At 63.4% G+C, this 14,489-nt stretch carries 15 protein-coding genes; 8 read left to right on the forward strand and 7 right to left on the reverse strand.

Annotation, left to right across the window (positions count from 1 at the left end):
• Positions 1–69: 69 nt before the first annotated feature.
• From NKI31_RS26945 to NKI31_RS26965, 5 genes are all read left to right on the forward strand, one after another.
• Positions 70–753: a M15 family metallopeptidase gene (locus tag NKI31_RS26945; protein ID WP_352653010.1), complete on the forward strand. Its 684-nt coding sequence runs from the start codon at positions 70–72 to the stop codon at positions 751–753.
• Positions 754–983: 230 nt separating this feature from the next.
• On the forward strand, positions 984–2,012 hold the full coding sequence (locus NKI31_RS26950; RefSeq protein ID WP_023673082.1) for a sulfate ABC transporter substrate-binding protein: 1,029 nt from the start codon (positions 984–986) through the stop codon (positions 2,010–2,012).
• 18 nt (positions 2,013–2,030) lie between these two features.
• Positions 2,031–2,882: a sulfate ABC transporter permease subunit CysT gene (cysT, locus tag NKI31_RS26955; RefSeq protein ID WP_023687973.1), complete on the forward strand. Its 852-nt coding sequence runs from the start codon at positions 2,031–2,033 to the stop codon at positions 2,880–2,882.
• A complete protein-coding gene (gene cysW / locus NKI31_RS26960; protein ID WP_023682211.1) occupies positions 2,875–3,759 on the forward strand; it encodes a sulfate ABC transporter permease subunit CysW in 885 nt (294 codons plus the stop codon). Before cysT ends, cysW begins: the two co-directional genes overlap by 8 nt.
• 73 nt (positions 3,760–3,832) lie before the next feature.
• Entirely contained in the window at positions 3,833–4,873 is a 1,041-nt protein-coding gene (locus NKI31_RS26965; RefSeq protein WP_352653011.1) for a sulfate/molybdate ABC transporter ATP-binding protein, read from the forward strand.
• Positions 4,874–4,887: 14 nt separating this feature from the next.
• Here NKI31_RS26965 and NKI31_RS26970 read toward each other — a convergent pair whose 3' ends face one another.
• Both NKI31_RS26970 and NKI31_RS26975 read right to left on the reverse strand, forming a co-directional pair.
• A complete protein-coding gene (locus tag NKI31_RS26970) occupies positions 4,888–5,286 on the reverse strand; it encodes a type II toxin-antitoxin system VapC family toxin (RefSeq protein WP_352653012.1) in 399 nt (132 codons plus the stop codon).
• Positions 5,286–5,558 carry an antitoxin gene (locus NKI31_RS26975; RefSeq protein ID WP_352538903.1) on the reverse strand — a complete coding sequence of 91 codons (273 nt, stop codon included), beginning with the start codon at positions 5,556–5,558 and terminating at the stop codon, positions 5,286–5,288. The genes NKI31_RS26970 and NKI31_RS26975 overlap by 1 nt, the downstream gene beginning before the upstream one ends.
• A 239-nt stretch (positions 5,559–5,797) precedes the next feature.
• On the opposite strand from NKI31_RS26975, the gene NKI31_RS26980 reads away from it, so the two are divergent.
• Positions 5,798–6,781 (forward strand): sulfate ABC transporter substrate-binding protein, encoded by a 984-nt coding sequence (locus NKI31_RS26980; protein ID WP_352653013.1) that lies wholly within the window; start codon positions 5,798–5,800, stop codon positions 6,779–6,781.
• A 258-nt stretch (positions 6,782–7,039) separates the two neighbouring features.
• The gene (locus NKI31_RS26985; protein ID WP_023673075.1) at positions 7,040–7,489 is read left to right on the forward strand and encodes an RrF2 family transcriptional regulator; all 450 of its coding nucleotides are present in this window, start codon (positions 7,040–7,042) and stop codon (positions 7,487–7,489) included.
• 63 nt (positions 7,490–7,552) lie between these two features.
• Here the strand turns inward: NKI31_RS26985 and NKI31_RS26990 are convergent, their stop codons facing one another.
• On the reverse strand, positions 7,553–9,094 hold the full coding sequence (locus NKI31_RS26990) for an acyl--CoA ligase (protein WP_502899204.1): 1,542 nt from the start codon (positions 9,092–9,094) through the stop codon (positions 7,553–7,555).
• A 113-nt stretch (positions 9,095–9,207) separates the two neighbouring features.
• Here NKI31_RS26990 and NKI31_RS26995 point away from each other — a divergent pair, with 113 nt between their 5' ends.
• Positions 9,208–10,353, forward strand: a complete 1,146-nt coding sequence (locus NKI31_RS26995; RefSeq protein ID WP_352653015.1) for a hypothetical protein — start codon at positions 9,208–9,210, stop codon at positions 10,351–10,353.
• On the opposite strand, the gene NKI31_RS27000 is transcribed toward NKI31_RS26995, so the two are convergent.
• From NKI31_RS27000 to NKI31_RS27015, 4 genes are read right to left on the reverse strand one after another with little or no spacing between them, the layout of a single operon-like run.
• The gene (locus NKI31_RS27000) at positions 10,348–10,902 is read right to left on the reverse strand and encodes a gluconokinase (protein ID WP_352653016.1); all 555 of its coding nucleotides are present in this window, start codon (positions 10,900–10,902) and stop codon (positions 10,348–10,350) included. The two genes, NKI31_RS26995 and NKI31_RS27000, sit on opposite strands and share 6 nt — an antisense overlap.
• A 2-nt stretch (positions 10,903–10,904) precedes the next feature.
• On the reverse strand, positions 10,905–11,891 hold the full coding sequence (locus NKI31_RS27005) for an ABC transporter permease (RefSeq protein ID WP_023696194.1): 987 nt from the start codon (positions 11,889–11,891) through the stop codon (positions 10,905–10,907).
• Positions 11,888–12,868 carry an ABC transporter permease gene (locus NKI31_RS27010; RefSeq protein ID WP_352513505.1) on the reverse strand — a complete coding sequence of 327 codons (981 nt, stop codon included), beginning with the start codon at positions 12,866–12,868 and terminating at the stop codon, positions 11,888–11,890. The genes NKI31_RS27005 and NKI31_RS27010 overlap by 4 nt, the downstream gene beginning before the upstream one ends.
• The gene (locus NKI31_RS27015) at positions 12,865–14,430 is read right to left on the reverse strand and encodes a sugar ABC transporter ATP-binding protein (protein ID WP_352653017.1); all 1,566 of its coding nucleotides are present in this window, start codon (positions 14,428–14,430) and stop codon (positions 12,865–12,867) included. The genes NKI31_RS27010 and NKI31_RS27015 overlap by 4 nt, the downstream gene beginning before the upstream one ends.
• Positions 14,431–14,489 lie beyond the last annotated feature (59 nt).

The raw sequence follows: 14,489 nt of genomic DNA on the forward strand, positions 1-14,489 counted from the left end.
CCCCCCCCCCCCCGCCCAGAGGGGGGTGTGCCGAAGCGCTTGCATCGAGGATTGGCCTTAGCCCTATCCATGTTCGTTTCGACTTGCTCCCCCGCCGACGCCGATCCCCTGCCCGCCGGCTTCGTCCGCCTGGCCGATGTCGATCCCTCGATCCGCCAGGACATCCGCTATGCCGGCCTGGAAAATTTCCTGCATCGCAAGGCCGATGGCTACGACGCCCCAATCTGCATCCTCACGAAGCAAGCTGCGCATGCGCTGTCCGGTGTGCAGAAAGCGCTCGCCGCCGATGGCCTGACGCTGGTCGTCTTCGACTGCTACCGCCCAGCCCGCGCCGTTGCCGACATGGGCAAATGGACCAGAGAGGGCGGCCCGCCCGATCCGCAATGGCACCCTCAGGTGCAGCGCGGCGACCTCATCGCCAAGGGCTATATCGGCGAATTGTCCACCCATTCGCGCGGCTCGACCGTCGATGTCGCCATCGCCCGCAGCGACGGCAAGAACAAGTCATCCGCCGCTTGCGGCGCGGCCGGCGCCGGCACGCTCGGTTTCGGCACCAGCTTCGACTGTTTCGACCCGGCAAGCGAAACCGCACATCGCCCATTGGCGGCAGAAGCGGCGGCAAACCGCAAAAGGCTGCTCGACGCCATGCGCGCCGGCGGCTTCAAGAATTATGCGCGCGAGTGGTGGCACTACACGCTTCGGGATGAGCCGTTTCCAAAACTGCGCTTCGATTTTCCCATCACTGCGGGCTGAAGTGCCCGGTGCTACAGCGAGCCTTCCCTCGCTCGGCCTTGCTTCTGCGCTGTCAGCTCCTAGATAGCGTCAAACCGGCCGGATTCGGGTTAGACCAATATGAGGAAAATATTTCCTTCCGAAACCCAATATCGGCGAAAATTTCCTTCGAGCGGACAAAAAATGCATCGTTGAATGCATCTAATTTCTATCAATTCGATAGAGTTCAGCCGTCATCAACGGAGGCGGAAATGACCAAACCTCATTTCAAGAAACTGCTCGGCGCACTGGTCGCCACATCGATCCAGTTCGGCACGCTCGGTTTCGCGTTTGCCGATACGACCATTCTGAACGTGTCCTACGACCCGACACGCGAACTCTACAAGGCCTATGACGAAGCCTTCGTCGCACACTGGAAGGCCGAGACCGGCGAGACGGTTACCATCCAGCAATCGCATGGCGGATCGGGCGCCCAGGCCCGCGCCGTGATCGACGGCCTCGATGCCGATGTGGTCACGCTGGCGCTGGAGGGCGACATCAACGCCATCGTCACCAAGTCGAAGAAGATCAATCCGGACTGGCGCAAGAAATTCGAAAACAATTCGGCGCCTTACACCTCGACCATCATCTTCCTGGTCCGCAAGGGCAACCCGAAGGGCATCCACGACTGGAGCGATCTGGTCAAGGACGGCGTCCAGGTGATCACGCCGAACCCCAAGACCTCCGGCGGTGCCCGCTGGAACTACCTTGCCGCCTGGGCCTATGCCAACGCCAATGATGGCGGCGACGAAGCCAAGAACAAGGAATTCGTCGGCAAGCTCTACGCCAATGCTCCGGTGCTCGACACCGGTGCGCGCGGCTCGACGGTCACCTTCGCGCAAAAGGGCATCGGCGACGTGCTGATCGGCTGGGAAAACGACGCCTATCTGGCGCTCAATGAATTCGGAGCCGACAATTTCGAGATCGTCTATCCCCCGACCTCGATCCTGGCCGAGCCGCCGGTGGCGATCGTCGACGCCAATGTCGATGCCAAGGGCACCCGCAAGGTCGCCGAAGCCTATCTCGGCTGGCTCTATTCCAAGGAAGCCCAGACGATCATCGCCAAGAACCACTATCGTCCGGCCAAGCCCGAGCTGGTGGATGCGGCTGACATTCCGAAGACGCCCGAAATCAAGCTGATCTCCATCGACGATCCGCTTTTTGGCGGCTGGAAGAAGGCACAGCCTTATCATTTCGGCGATGGTGGTATATTCGACCAGATCTACAAGCCGGCCCAGTAGGATTTAGATCAGGACGACATGACCATAGCACCCGCCAAGGCGGGGTGGCGATTCAGACAGCCGAGTGTCATTCCGGGTTTCGGATTGACGCTCGGCTTCTCGCTTGCCTACCTCACGCTCATCATCCTCATCCCCCTGTCGGGCCTGATCTGGCGCTCGGCAGCCCTCGGCTGGACCGATTTCTGGGCGATCGCCACCGACCGCCGGACCATCAACGCACTCGAAATCAGCTTCGGCACAGCCTTCATCGCAGCCGCCGTCAACGTCGTCTTCGGCACGCTCGTCGCCTGGGTGCTGGTGCGCTACCGCTTCCCCGGCCGCCGCGTCGTCGACGCCATGGTCGACCTGCCCTTCGCGCTGCCGACCGCGGTCGCGGGCATTGCGCTGACCACTCTTTATGCGCCCAATGGCTGGATCGGCCATCTCCTGGCGCCGCTCGGCATCAAGGTCGCCTACACGCCGCTCGGCATTGTCGTGGCGCTTGTCTTCATCGGCCTGCCGTTCGTCGTGCGCACCGTGCAGCCGATCATGGAGGAGATCGACAAGGAAGTGGAGGAGGCCGCCGCGACGCTCGGCGCCAACCGCTTCCAGATCATCACCCGCATCCTGTTTCCGGGCCTGGCGCCGGCCATCATCACCGGCTTTTCGCTCGCCTTCGCGCGCGGGGTCGGCGAATACGGCTCGGTCATCTTCATCGCGGGCAACCTGCCCTACAAGTCGGAGATCGCACCGCTTCTGATCGTCATCCGGCTTGAGGAATATAATTATCCGGCGGCGACCGCGATCGCGGCGATCATGCTTTTGCTGTCGTTCGTGATGCTGCTGGTCATCAACCTCGCTCAGTCCTGGAGCCGCAAGCGCTATGGCTGACCCAGAGATCAAATCCTACGAACCGCATCACGAGAGCCGGTCGGCGGCGGTGACCGAAAGCCGGCCGGTGCGGCTGCTGCTGATGGCGGTGGCCTTCGCCTTCCTCGCCGTCTTCCTGCTGCTGCCGCTGATCATCGTCTTCCACGAGGCGCTGGCGAAAGGCATTGGCGCCTACGCGGAATCGCTGTCCAATCCCGATACGCGCTCGGCGATCCGGCTGACGCTGCTGGTGGCGGTGATCGCCGTGCCGCTCAACGTCGTCTTCGGCATTTCGGCTGCGTGGGCGATCGCCAAGTTCGAGTTCAAGGGCAAGGCTTTTCTAACCACGCTGATCGACCTGCCCTTCTCGGTCTCGCCGGTCATTTCCGGCCTGGTCTATGTGCTTTTGTTTGGCGCTCAGGGACTGTTCGGTGAATGGCTGAAGGCGCACGGCATCCAGATCTTGTTCGCCGTGCCCGGCATCGTGCTCGCGACCATCTTCGTCACCTTCCCCTTCGTTGCCCGCGAACTGATCCCGCTGATGCAGGAACAGGGCAACGGCGACGAGGAAGCCGCGCTCTCTCTGGGCGCCAATGGCTGGCAGACCTTCTGGTACGTGACGCTGCCCAACGTCAAATGGGGATTGCTCTACGGCGTGCTTTTATGCAACGCCCGCTCGATGGGCGAATTCGGCGCGGTCTCGGTCGTGTCGGGCCACATACGCGGGCTGACCAACACCATGCCGTTGCATGTCGAAATCCTCTACAACGAGTACAACGCCGTCGGCGCGTTTGCCGTCGCTTCGCTGCTTGCCGGCCTGGCGCTGGTCACGCTGGTCTTGAAAACACTTCTAGAGATGCGCTACGGCGCCGAGATCGCCGCGACGCGCGGGCACTGACTAAATGCATGTCGCCCAAGACTGGGAACCGGTTTTGCGACAACGACATGCACCAAATTACTGAGGGATCTACATGGAAGTTCGCGTTGCCAACGTACGCAAGGAGTTTGACCGGTTTCCGGCCCTCCATGACGTATCGCTTGACATCAAGTCGGGTGAGCTGATCGCGCTGCTTGGGCCATCCGGCTCCGGCAAGACGACGCTGCTGAGGCTTATCGCCGGCCTGGAGCGGCCGACGCGCGGAAAGATCTTCTTCGGCGACGAGGACGCCTCGCACCGCTCGATCCAGGAGCGCAATGTCGGCTTCGTCTTCCAGCACTATGCGCTCTTCCGGCACATGACGGTCGCCGACAATATAGGCTTCGGCCTCAAGGTCCGGCATGGACCGTCGCGACCACCGGCGGCCGAAATCCGCCGACGCGCCTCCGAACTGCTCGATCTCGTTCAGCTTTCCGGCCTGGAAAGGCGCTATCCGGCGCAACTTTCCGGTGGCCAGCGCCAGCGCGTGGCGCTCGCCCGGGCCATGGCCATCGAGCCCAAGGTGCTGTTGCTCGACGAGCCGTTCGGCGCGCTCGATGCGCAGGTGCGCCGGGAACTCCGCCGCTGGCTGCGCGAGATCCATGACCGTACCGGCCACACCACCGTCTTCGTCACCCACGACCAGGAAGAGGCGCTCGAGCTTGCCGACCGCGTCGTGGTGATGAGCCAGGGCCGCATCGAGCAGGTCGGCTCCGCCGACGAGATCTACGACACGCCGAACTCGCCCTTCGTCTACTCCTTCATCGGCGAATCGAGCATGCTGCCGGTCAAGGTTGAGAATGGCGAGATCTGGCTCGCCGACCGTCCGATCGGCGTGTCGGCGCCGCACGCAGCCGAGGGCGATGCGACGCTGTATTTCCGCCCGCACGATATCGAACTGCTCGACGGCTGCAGCGGCTGCATCGCCGGCACGGTCGCCGCCAGCCGCCGCGTCGCCGGCACAAGACGCGTCGAACTGGAAATCGGCGGCGAGCGCCAGCGCGTCGAGATCGAACTGCCTGTGGACCATCCTGCGGCGCAGAAGAGCCGGGTGGCGTTCAGGCCGAGGCGCTGGAAGCTTTTCCCGGCGGCATAGACATCGATCCGGCGCTACTCCAGCCAGTTCTCGACCGTCAGGCCCTTGATCCGACGGAACTCAGCGGTGTTGGCCGTCACCAGTGTCGTCCCCAACACACAGGCATGGGCAGCAATGAAAAGATCATTGTGGCCGATTGGCTGGCCTCTGGCCTCCAGCTCGGCACGAAGTGCTCCGTATTCGTTATCCATCGGCACATCGAGCGGCAACACAGGAATCTCGGCGAGCAATTCCTCCACCTTGGCGAGCAGCTTGGCCGATCTCTTCCGGGCGCAGCCATAACGCAGCTCCGAGGCGACAACGATGCTGGTGCACAGGGCACCGTCTCCCGCGCGAACCGCCGTACTGGCAGCCTTGCCGGCAGGGTTTCGGATCATGTCGCTGAGAATGTTGGTGTCCAGCATGAACCGCATCAAAAGATATCCTCAGGCCCGACGGGCGCATCACGGATATCCGGAAAATCGTCTTCGGGGCCAAGCGGCGGCTCTTTCGCCCATTGGGCAAGGAGCGCGACGAGGCCGGGTTTGCGGACCGGCTCGATGATCAGCCGGTCGCCATCGCGGCTGATCAGGACCTTCTCGCCAGGCAGCTCGAATTCGACAGGAATGCGAACCGCCTGACTGCGGTTGTTGCGAAACAACTTCGCCTCCCTGGGCGGTGGTATTGAGTGACGGTGCTGCGGCATGGCAGCCTCCCTATCTGTTCCACTTGTATATGCCATTTGTATATGCCACTCGGCTTCGAATTGCAAACCACGGAAAACCCCAACGCATCGGCATTTCGGCTGGAATGAAATTTCGCCGATAACCTGCTTCAGCGATTTCTTTTTCGCTGCAATGCCATACGTCTGCCCCGTGTGCCTGGCAGTACACCCTCCGGCCCGGCTATGTTCTGGCAACGCATTGCACATCGGAGCCTGTTTTCATGAAGCGTTTTTTGCTCAGCGTAGCCGCCGCCGGCCTGATCCTCGCCTCTTCGCAGGCCTGGTCGGCCGACAAATTGCTCAACGCTTCCTATGATGTCGGCCGCGAATTGTTCGCCCAGGTGAACAAGGCTTTCGTCGCCGGCCATCCGGGCGTCACCGTCGACCAATCGCACGCCGGCACCTCGGCGCAGGCGCGCGCCATTGCCGAAGGCCTCGGCGCCGATGTCGTCACCTTCAACCAGGTCACCGACATCGACTTTCTGGTCAAGAAAGGCCTCGTCTCCGCCGACTGGCAGAAGGATTTCCCCGACAACGCCTCGCCCTTCTATTCGCTCCCATCCTTTCTCGTCCGCGCGGGCAACCCCAAGCACATCAAGGACTGGAACGACCTCGTGCGCGACGACGTGCAGGTGATCTTCCCCAACCCCAAGACCTCGGGCAATGCGCGCTACACCTATCTGGCCGCAACCGCCTACGCCAAGGAAGCCTTCAAGGGCGACGACGCCAAGGTGAAGGAGTTCGTCACCAAGCTGTTCAACAACGTGCCGATCTTCGACACCGGCGGGCGCGCCGCCACCACCACCTTCGTGCAACGCGAGATCGGCGACGTGCTGATCACCTTCGAGTCGGAAACGCGCGGCATCCGCAAGGAGTATGGCAACGACAAGTTCGAACAGGTCACGCCAACGGTCAGCCTGCTCGCCGAATTCCCGGTGGCGATCGTCGACAAGGTCGCCGACGAGCACGGCAGCCGTGACCTCGCCAAGACCTATCTCGATTTCCTCTACACGCCCGAGGGCCAGACCATCGCGGCTGAAAATGGCCTGCGCGCCCGCAACGCTGAAGTCGCGGCAAAATACAAGGCCGACTTCCCCGATGTCCGCCTGCTGACTGTGGAAGACGTCTTCGGCGGCTGGGACAAGGTACAGAAGGAGCACTTCGCCGCCGGCGGTCTGCTCGACCAGACCTATGGCAGCCGCTGATATCAGCAGCGTTCGACCTCACCTCACAAGAAAGCCGGCGCTTTGCCGCCTTTTTCGTTTTCGCGCGCCGACAAACGGCTTCAGGGGGAATCTGTCGCGATCGGTGAAAACGTTACAAAGAATCAACGCCTTTGTGCCCAACGTGCAATCGGGCGGCTTGTTCTACGCGAAACCGGGTTGTTCAGGCGAAACGTCATGATTTGCACACAAACAACCGCCAGATGCGGGTGGTTGGGGTTTTCATGAACTGAAGCGGGCATGCTTACCAAAAAAGGCAAATACGGCCTCAAGGCCCTCGTGCATCTTTCCGGCCTGCCGGTCGGCCAGCTTGCATTCGTCAACGACATCGCGATCGCCAACAACATCCCGAAGAAATTCCTGGATGCCATTCTGGGCGAGCTGCGCAATGCCGGTTTCGTCCTCAGTCGCAAGGGCAAGGAAGGCGGTTATCGCCTCGCCCGGCCGGCTTCCGAAATCAAGATCGGCCACGTCGTGCGCGTGCTGGACGGCCCGCTCGCTCCCATACCCTGCGCCAGCCGCACGCAATACCAGCGCTGCGAGGATTGCGACGAGGCGACCTGCCAGGTCCGGCACATGATGCTGGAAGTGCGCCAGGCGATCGCCGAAGTGCTGGACAATCGCAGCCTCGCCGCCATGCGCGACGCCGACAATGATGATTTTCCGGTCGAGCTGACGTCGCAGATCTAAATTCGAGCATGATCCCGAAAAGTGGGAACCGGTTCGGACAAGATCATGCTCAAATGAGAGTCCTCAGACCAGGCCGAGCTTGCCGGCCAGGCCGACGCGCTGGATCTTGCCTGTGGGACCCTTGGGTATCTCCTGGAGAAACAGGATGTGGCGCGGCACCTTGAACTCGATGATCCGGCTGCGCGCGAAATCACGAATCTGCTCGGCATCGGCGATGGCGCCCTCGGCCAGCACGATGGCCGCACCCACCTCTTCGCCGAGCATGGCGTGCGGCACGGCGAAGGTCACCGCCTGCGCCACCAGCGGATGATCGAGCAGCACATTGTCGACCTCGAGCGGCGAGATCTTTTCGCCGCCGCGATTGATGATCTCCTTCAGCCGCCCGGTGATCTTCAGATCGCCATCCTCGTCGATGAGGCCCTGGTCGCCGGTGCGGAACCAGCCATCGCTGAAGGCAGCTTCATTGGCCACCGGATTGTCGAGATAGCCATCATGGATGTTGGCGCCGCGCACCGCGATCTCGCCCTTTTCACCCGCCGGCAGGATCGTCCCCTTGTCGTCCAGGATCGTCACCTGCGGACCCGCAGGCAGGCCGACCGAGCCTGGCTTGCGGCGTGCCGGCGGCAGGCCGTTGGATGTCATCTGGTGCGCCGCCTCGGTCATGCCATAGGCCTCGACCACCGGACAGCCGAAGACGCGCTCGAGGTCGCGGAACACGGTGTCGGGAAGCGCTGCCGAAGACGAGCGGATGAAGCGCAGCCGCGCAGCCGCGATGGTTTCGCCATTGCGGGCGGCGCGCGCCAGGATCGCCTGATGCATGGTCGGCACCGCGCTGTACCAGCTCGGCCGGAAATCGCCCAGCCAGCCGTAGAATTTGAGCGGGTTGAAGCCCGGCGTGCAGACAACAGCGCCGCCGACTGCCAGCTGTGCGCTGAGCGCCGCCATCAGCCCGTGAATGTGGAACAGCGGCATCACGTTGAGACACATATCGTTTGCCGACAGCGCCAGGGTGCTGGCGATGTTGGCCATCGATGCCTGCAGATTGCGCTGCCGCAAGCCGACGATCTTCGGTCGCGCCGTGGTTCCCGATGTGTGCAGGACAAGCGCGAAATCGTCGGGTCCGTTGAACTGCATATCGTCGAGGCGAGCCTCGCTGGCAGCCTCCACCTCGGCGTCGCCCGCCAGCAGAAACTCGCCGGCCTTGGCGCCGTCAGTCACGACGACGTCGAGCACGGCAATGCCGAGCCCTTTTGCGGCGTTGCGCGCGGCATCGCCCATGCCTTGTCCGCACAGCAGCAGCTTCACATCGAGATCGCCGAGATAGAAGCGGAATTCGTCTTCGCCGTAAGCCGGATTGAGCGGCGCCGCCGTCGCCAACGCCGAGACCGCCAGGAAACAGGCCGCCATTTCCGGGCCGTTGGGCAAGACGATGCCGACGGCCGTGCCGCGGGCAACGCCACGCCTGGCGAGATCGCCGCAGAGCTTGTCGACAAGATTGGCGAGGCCGGCAAAGCTCAGGGACGGCCGGTCCGGCGCCATCAGCGCCACCGCAGCCGGCCGCCAGGGCGCCAGTTGGGGAAGTGCTACCGATAGGGCCTGTTTCAAGTTCGAACCCTGAATGGCGTTCACCATGGCCTTGCCGGCGCCGATTGCGCGCCCGTGGCAGACGCAGTAAAGCGATTTCCGGACGCACGCAAGAACAGGTGGACACCGATCGGATGAGGCTGCCGTGGTTGGGAAAATCCCGGAAAGCCGACCGGACACCATCTTCCGCCGTCATTTATCATACGGAAATCATCGCCGACATCCTGGTGCCCGAACGCGCCGAGCATGTCCGCTTCTTCAGCCGCAAGCAGGTCCGCGCCGGCAAGTTGCGCACCTTCAACAACAGGGATTTCCGCGAGCTGCTGCTGGCCGCCTTCTATCTCGGGGTCGCGGCATTGCTGCCGGTCAATTGGTGGGCCGCGATCTGCAGCCGCATATCGGGGCTGCGCCTCAAGCGCCATATCCGCAAGGATTTCGTGCGCTACGCCGCCGCGACGCGCGCCGTGCTCGGCAATGGCATCGATGCGCAAAGGCAGTTCAGGGCCTTGCTCTGCGCCAACCACCGCCGGCGTTTGCTGCTTGCCGCGCATCTCATCGGCCGCCGCTGGTCACCTGATATCCGGCTGGAGGGCCTGGAAGGCCTGCAAGCGGCGCTGAAGCGCGGCCACGGCGCTATCATCTGGTGCGATCAGTTCACGGCACAGACCATCATCGGCAAACGCGCTCTCCATGAGGCCGGTATCGAGACACACCAGCTCAGCGTCAGGGCTCACGGCATATCCGATTCGACCTTCGGCTTGCGCTTCCTGAACCCGCCGATGGTTCGGGTCGAGAACCGTTTCCTGAAAAGCCGGATCGTGTTCGACCGCAGCGACGCCTACCAGGTCACCGGCCGGATCCAGAAGATCCTTGGCAGCAACGGCGTCGTATTGGTGACCAACACCGTGCATGCCGGCTCGACATTCACCGAAGTCGGCCTTGGCGAGAGCGGCTGGACTCACCTCGCCTCGGCGCCAACGAATTTCGCTGCCAGAGGCAAGGCGGCGCTGTTTTCCATGTCGACCTTCGAGACCGATCCGTTCCGCCAATACCGCGCCGTCCTAAGTCCCGAACTGGTGCCGGCCCCGGCAGAGGCCGGCGAGCGCGCGGCCAGAGCCGGCGCCAAGAACATGGCGCTGCAGGCCGAGTACATATTGCTCAAGCGCGACCGCTTGCTGGAGGCGCTGAAACTCTATCCCGAGCAAATGATGGTCTGGTCCGGCGCCGACCGGTTCACCGAACGGCCGGAAACCGGCTTGCCCGACGAGGGTGGTTCATGATTTTGCGCCGGCCAGCAGGCTGGCAACGGCGGTGACGATCTCAGCCACTGGAAGTGTGGCGTCGGCCGTCAGCGCCCGCTCGTCGGCGCCAGGCGGCTCAAGGATGGCGAACTGGCTTTCGACCAGGCTTGCCGGCATGAAATGGCCCTTGCGGTTGGCGACACGCTGCTTGGCGGTTGCGGGATCGATCTTCAGATAGATGAAATCGATATCCCGGCGGAAGCCACGCAGACGATCGCGGTAGCTGCGCTTCAGCGCCGAGCAGGCGGCAACCACGCTTTGGCCGCTGCCGGTCAGGTCGGCGATCCGCTCGCCGATGGCATCGAGCCAGCCCTCACGCAGTTGATCTGTGAGCGGCTCGCCGCTCGCCATGCGGGCGACGTTTTCGGGTGGGTGCAGCCTGTCGCCTTCGACAAAGACGGTCCCCTCCTCTGCTGCCATTGCTTTGCCGACAGCCGATTTTCCGCAGCCGGCGACGCCCATCACCACAATGGCCCGAGGCACTGAGCCGGTAGCGCCCATTGGCGCCTTTGCGGTCTTTTCGTCCACGGTCAGCGGCTTGCCGGCGCGCGGCCGTAGAGCAGGAGCATGGCAACGATGACCAGGCCATAGACGATCTGCCGCCCCGCCTCCGGCATCTGCATGACCGAAAGGATGGACTGCAGGAGCGTGATCAGGATGACACCGGCGACGGTGCCGAGATAGGAGCCGCGGCCACCCAGGATCGAGGTGCCGCCCAGAACCACGGCGGCGATCGACGGCAGGAGATAGGCATCGCCCATCGATTGCGCCGCCTTGGAGGCATAGCCGGCGAGAAGCACTCCGCCAAAGGCGGACAGCCCGCCTGAGATAGCGAAGGCGATCATCACCACGCGCCTTGTATCGATGCCGGAGAGATAGGCGGCACGCTCGCGGTTGCCGATGCCGTAGACGGTGCGGCCGAAGCTGGTGCGGGACAGCACGAACACCATCGCAGCGCCAATCAGCGCCCAGATGATAACGGCGTTAGGCACGCCAGGAATGGTAAAACCTGTCGCAAGATAGCGCATGGCGCCGGTGGCCGAATCCTGTGGCGAGTAGCCGCCGGTATAAACGACCATGAGCCCTTGAGCGACAGCGTTGGTGGCGAGCGTGATGATCATCGAGGGTATGCGCAGATAGGCGACGCCAAAGCCGTTGACGATGCCGATCAGCACCCCGCAAAAGATGCCGAACGGGATGGCCAGCGCCACACCGATCGGGCCATAGGCGGCAGCCGCACACGCCATCATCGCGCCCGCCGCCACCGCCCACGGCACCGACAGGTCGATTTGGCCTAGCAGGATGACCAGCATCATGCCTGTGGCGATGACGCCGAGGAACGAGGCCACCTTGAGCTGCTGCAAGAGATATTCAGGCGACAGAAAGCTCCTGGAATAGAGGCTGCCTAGGAACAGCAACAGCACGATGCAGGCGAAGGCCGTCAGCACCGCCGGATCGGCGCGGCGGATGAATTTCGGCACGCGGCCGGCGATACCGCCCAATGTCGTTTCGCTCACAGGAACCACTCCAGCCGGTTGCGGACCCGAAACAGCGCAAACGCGCCAAGGCTGACCGCGACCAGCAGGATCACGCCCTGGAACAGCGGCTGCCATAGCGGGTCGAAATCGAACACGAACAACAGGTCACCGATGGTGCGGAAGGCCAGCGCGCCGAAGATGGCGCCGATGGCGCTGCCTTTCCCGCCGAACAGCGAGACGCCGCCCAGCACCACGGCGGCAATCGAAAACAGCGTATAGGCGTTGCCGCTGGCATAGGCTGCATCGCCGGTATAGGTGAAGAAGGTCAGGAACAGTCCGCCGATCGCGGCCAACAGGCCTGCGAGCGCGTAGGCAGCGAACTTGCCGCGCCTTATCGGCACACCGGACATGTAGGCCGCCGTCTCCGAGGAGCCGGCCGCATAGGCCGCGCGCCCGAGCACCGAGCGGCTGAACGGCACCCAGACGATTAGCACCACGGCGAGCAGCGCGATAAGACTGGCCGGCACCACGCCGAACAGGCGCCCGGTCAGCGCGTCGGCGAGACCTTCGTTGACCGAACCGCCGGGAAACGGCCTCAGCAGCAGCGCGATGCCGAAATAGACCGCACCCGTGGCGATCGTGGCGACGATCGGCTGCAGGCGGCCGTAGATGACGATGGCGCCGTTGATCGCTCCGCAAAGGAGCCCGGTGCCGAGCACGGCGATGACGCCGAAAGCGGTCTCGAGGCCGGTGCCGATGACCAGCCAGGAGGCGAGGCAATTGGTCAGCGTGAAGATCATGCCGACGGAGAGGTCGATGCCGGCGGTGATCACGACCAGTGTCTGCGCCATGGCGACGAAGGCGAGCAGCACGCCCTTGTTGGACGCCGTCTGCACGACATTGGCGGTGAAGCCCGCCGGATGGTTCGAGGTGTAGATGACGAACATGACAATGAATATGCCGAGTGCCATCAGTGTTCCGCGCTGCTCGGCCAGCCAGTAGCGCCACTCTTTCACGCGTCCGCTCCCTGTCTTGCGCCGGCATCGTCTCTCGCGCCGCCGTCATCGCCCTGGATGTTGAGCGCGCTTGCAATGAGCGCCCGCTCGGTGATCTCGGCCCCGACCAGCTCGCGCTTGACCGCGCCGTCATAGAGCACCAGCACGCGGTCGCAGCAGCCGATCAGTTCGTCATAGTCGGTCGAATAGAACAGGATCGCCGCCCCCGCATCCGCCAGCTTGCGCATCAGTTGATAGAGTTCCTGCTTGGTGCCGACATCGATGCCGCGCGTCGGATCGTTGAGCAGGATGATACGCGGCTGTCGCATCAGCCATTTGGCGATGACCACCTTCTGCTGGTTGCCCCCCGACAGCGCACCGACCGGAATGTCGAGGCCGGCCGTCTTGATCGCCAGCAGCCCGACCATGTCGTCGATCAGCCGCTGTTCGGCGGCGCGGTCGATGATGCCGGCCTTGGACAGCCGGTCTAGGGCGGCAAAGGACAGGTTCTCGCGCACCGTCATCGGCAGCATCAGGCCTTCGGTCTTGCGGTCCTCCGGGATCAGCGCCATGCCGATGCGGTCGTCGCGCGCCGCTTGGGGGCTGGCGATCGAAACAGGCTTGCCGTCGATAAGGATCTGGCCGCCGAGGCCGCGCAGCACACCGAAAAAGGCAAGCAGCAATTCGCGCTGGCCCTGGCCGTCCAGGCCGCCAAGGCCGACGACCTCGCCTGCCCCGACCGTCAGCGAGACATTGTCCAGCCGGTCCGTCCAGGACAGCTTGCGCGCCTCCAGCACGGGAACGGCGGCGGCTGCGGCGCGCGCGGGTTTCGGCGGGAAAATATGGCTGTATTCGCGCCCGATCATCAGTTCGACGACTTCGTTGTCGCTCTTTGTGCCTGCCTTGTAGCTGGCGACATTGCGGCCGTTGCGAAACACCGTGCAGTGGTCGGCAAGCTCGGCGATCTCGTTCATGCGGTGCGAAATGTAAAGCAGCGCCAGCCCTTCCGAGCGCAATCGCTTGAGCACGCTGAATATCCTGGCGACGTCCGTCGCGGTCAGGGCCGAGGTCGCCTCGTCGAGGATCAGGATGCGCGGCTTCCTGGCCAATGCCTTGGCAATCTCGACCATCTGTCTTCTTGAAAGCGGAAGATCCTTGACCAGCGCCAATGGATGGATATCGGCCGCACCTGCGCGTGCCAGCGCATCCTCGGCAATGCGGCGCTGCGCCTTGCGGTCGATCATGCCGAAACGCTTCGGCGGATCGGAGATGACGATGTTGTCGGCAACGCTGAGTTCGGGAACCAGCGACAGCTCCTGGAAGATGCAGACGATGCCGGACTTGTTTGCAGCAGCAGGCGAAGCGAACGTCACCTCGCTGCCGTTCAGCATCATGCGGCCTTCGTCGGGCGCGACGACGCCCGCCATGACCTTGATCAGCGTCGATTTGCCGGCGCCGTTTTCGCCGAGAATGGCGTGGATGCTACCGGACGCGACCGAAAGCTCGGCCTTTTCCAGCGCCCGCACACCACCATAGCGCTTGGATATGCCTTCCATCCGGAAGAGCGGAACCGCACCGTCCATCGGCCCTCCCGAGGCAGTTTGACTTCAAGGGATATCGAGTGGCCGGCGCCGCGGAGATC

Origin of the sequence: Mesorhizobium sp. M0659 (genome assembly GCF_040320605.1) — a bacterium.
Taxonomy (GTDB): Bacteria; Pseudomonadota; Alphaproteobacteria; order Rhizobiales; family Rhizobiaceae; genus Mesorhizobium.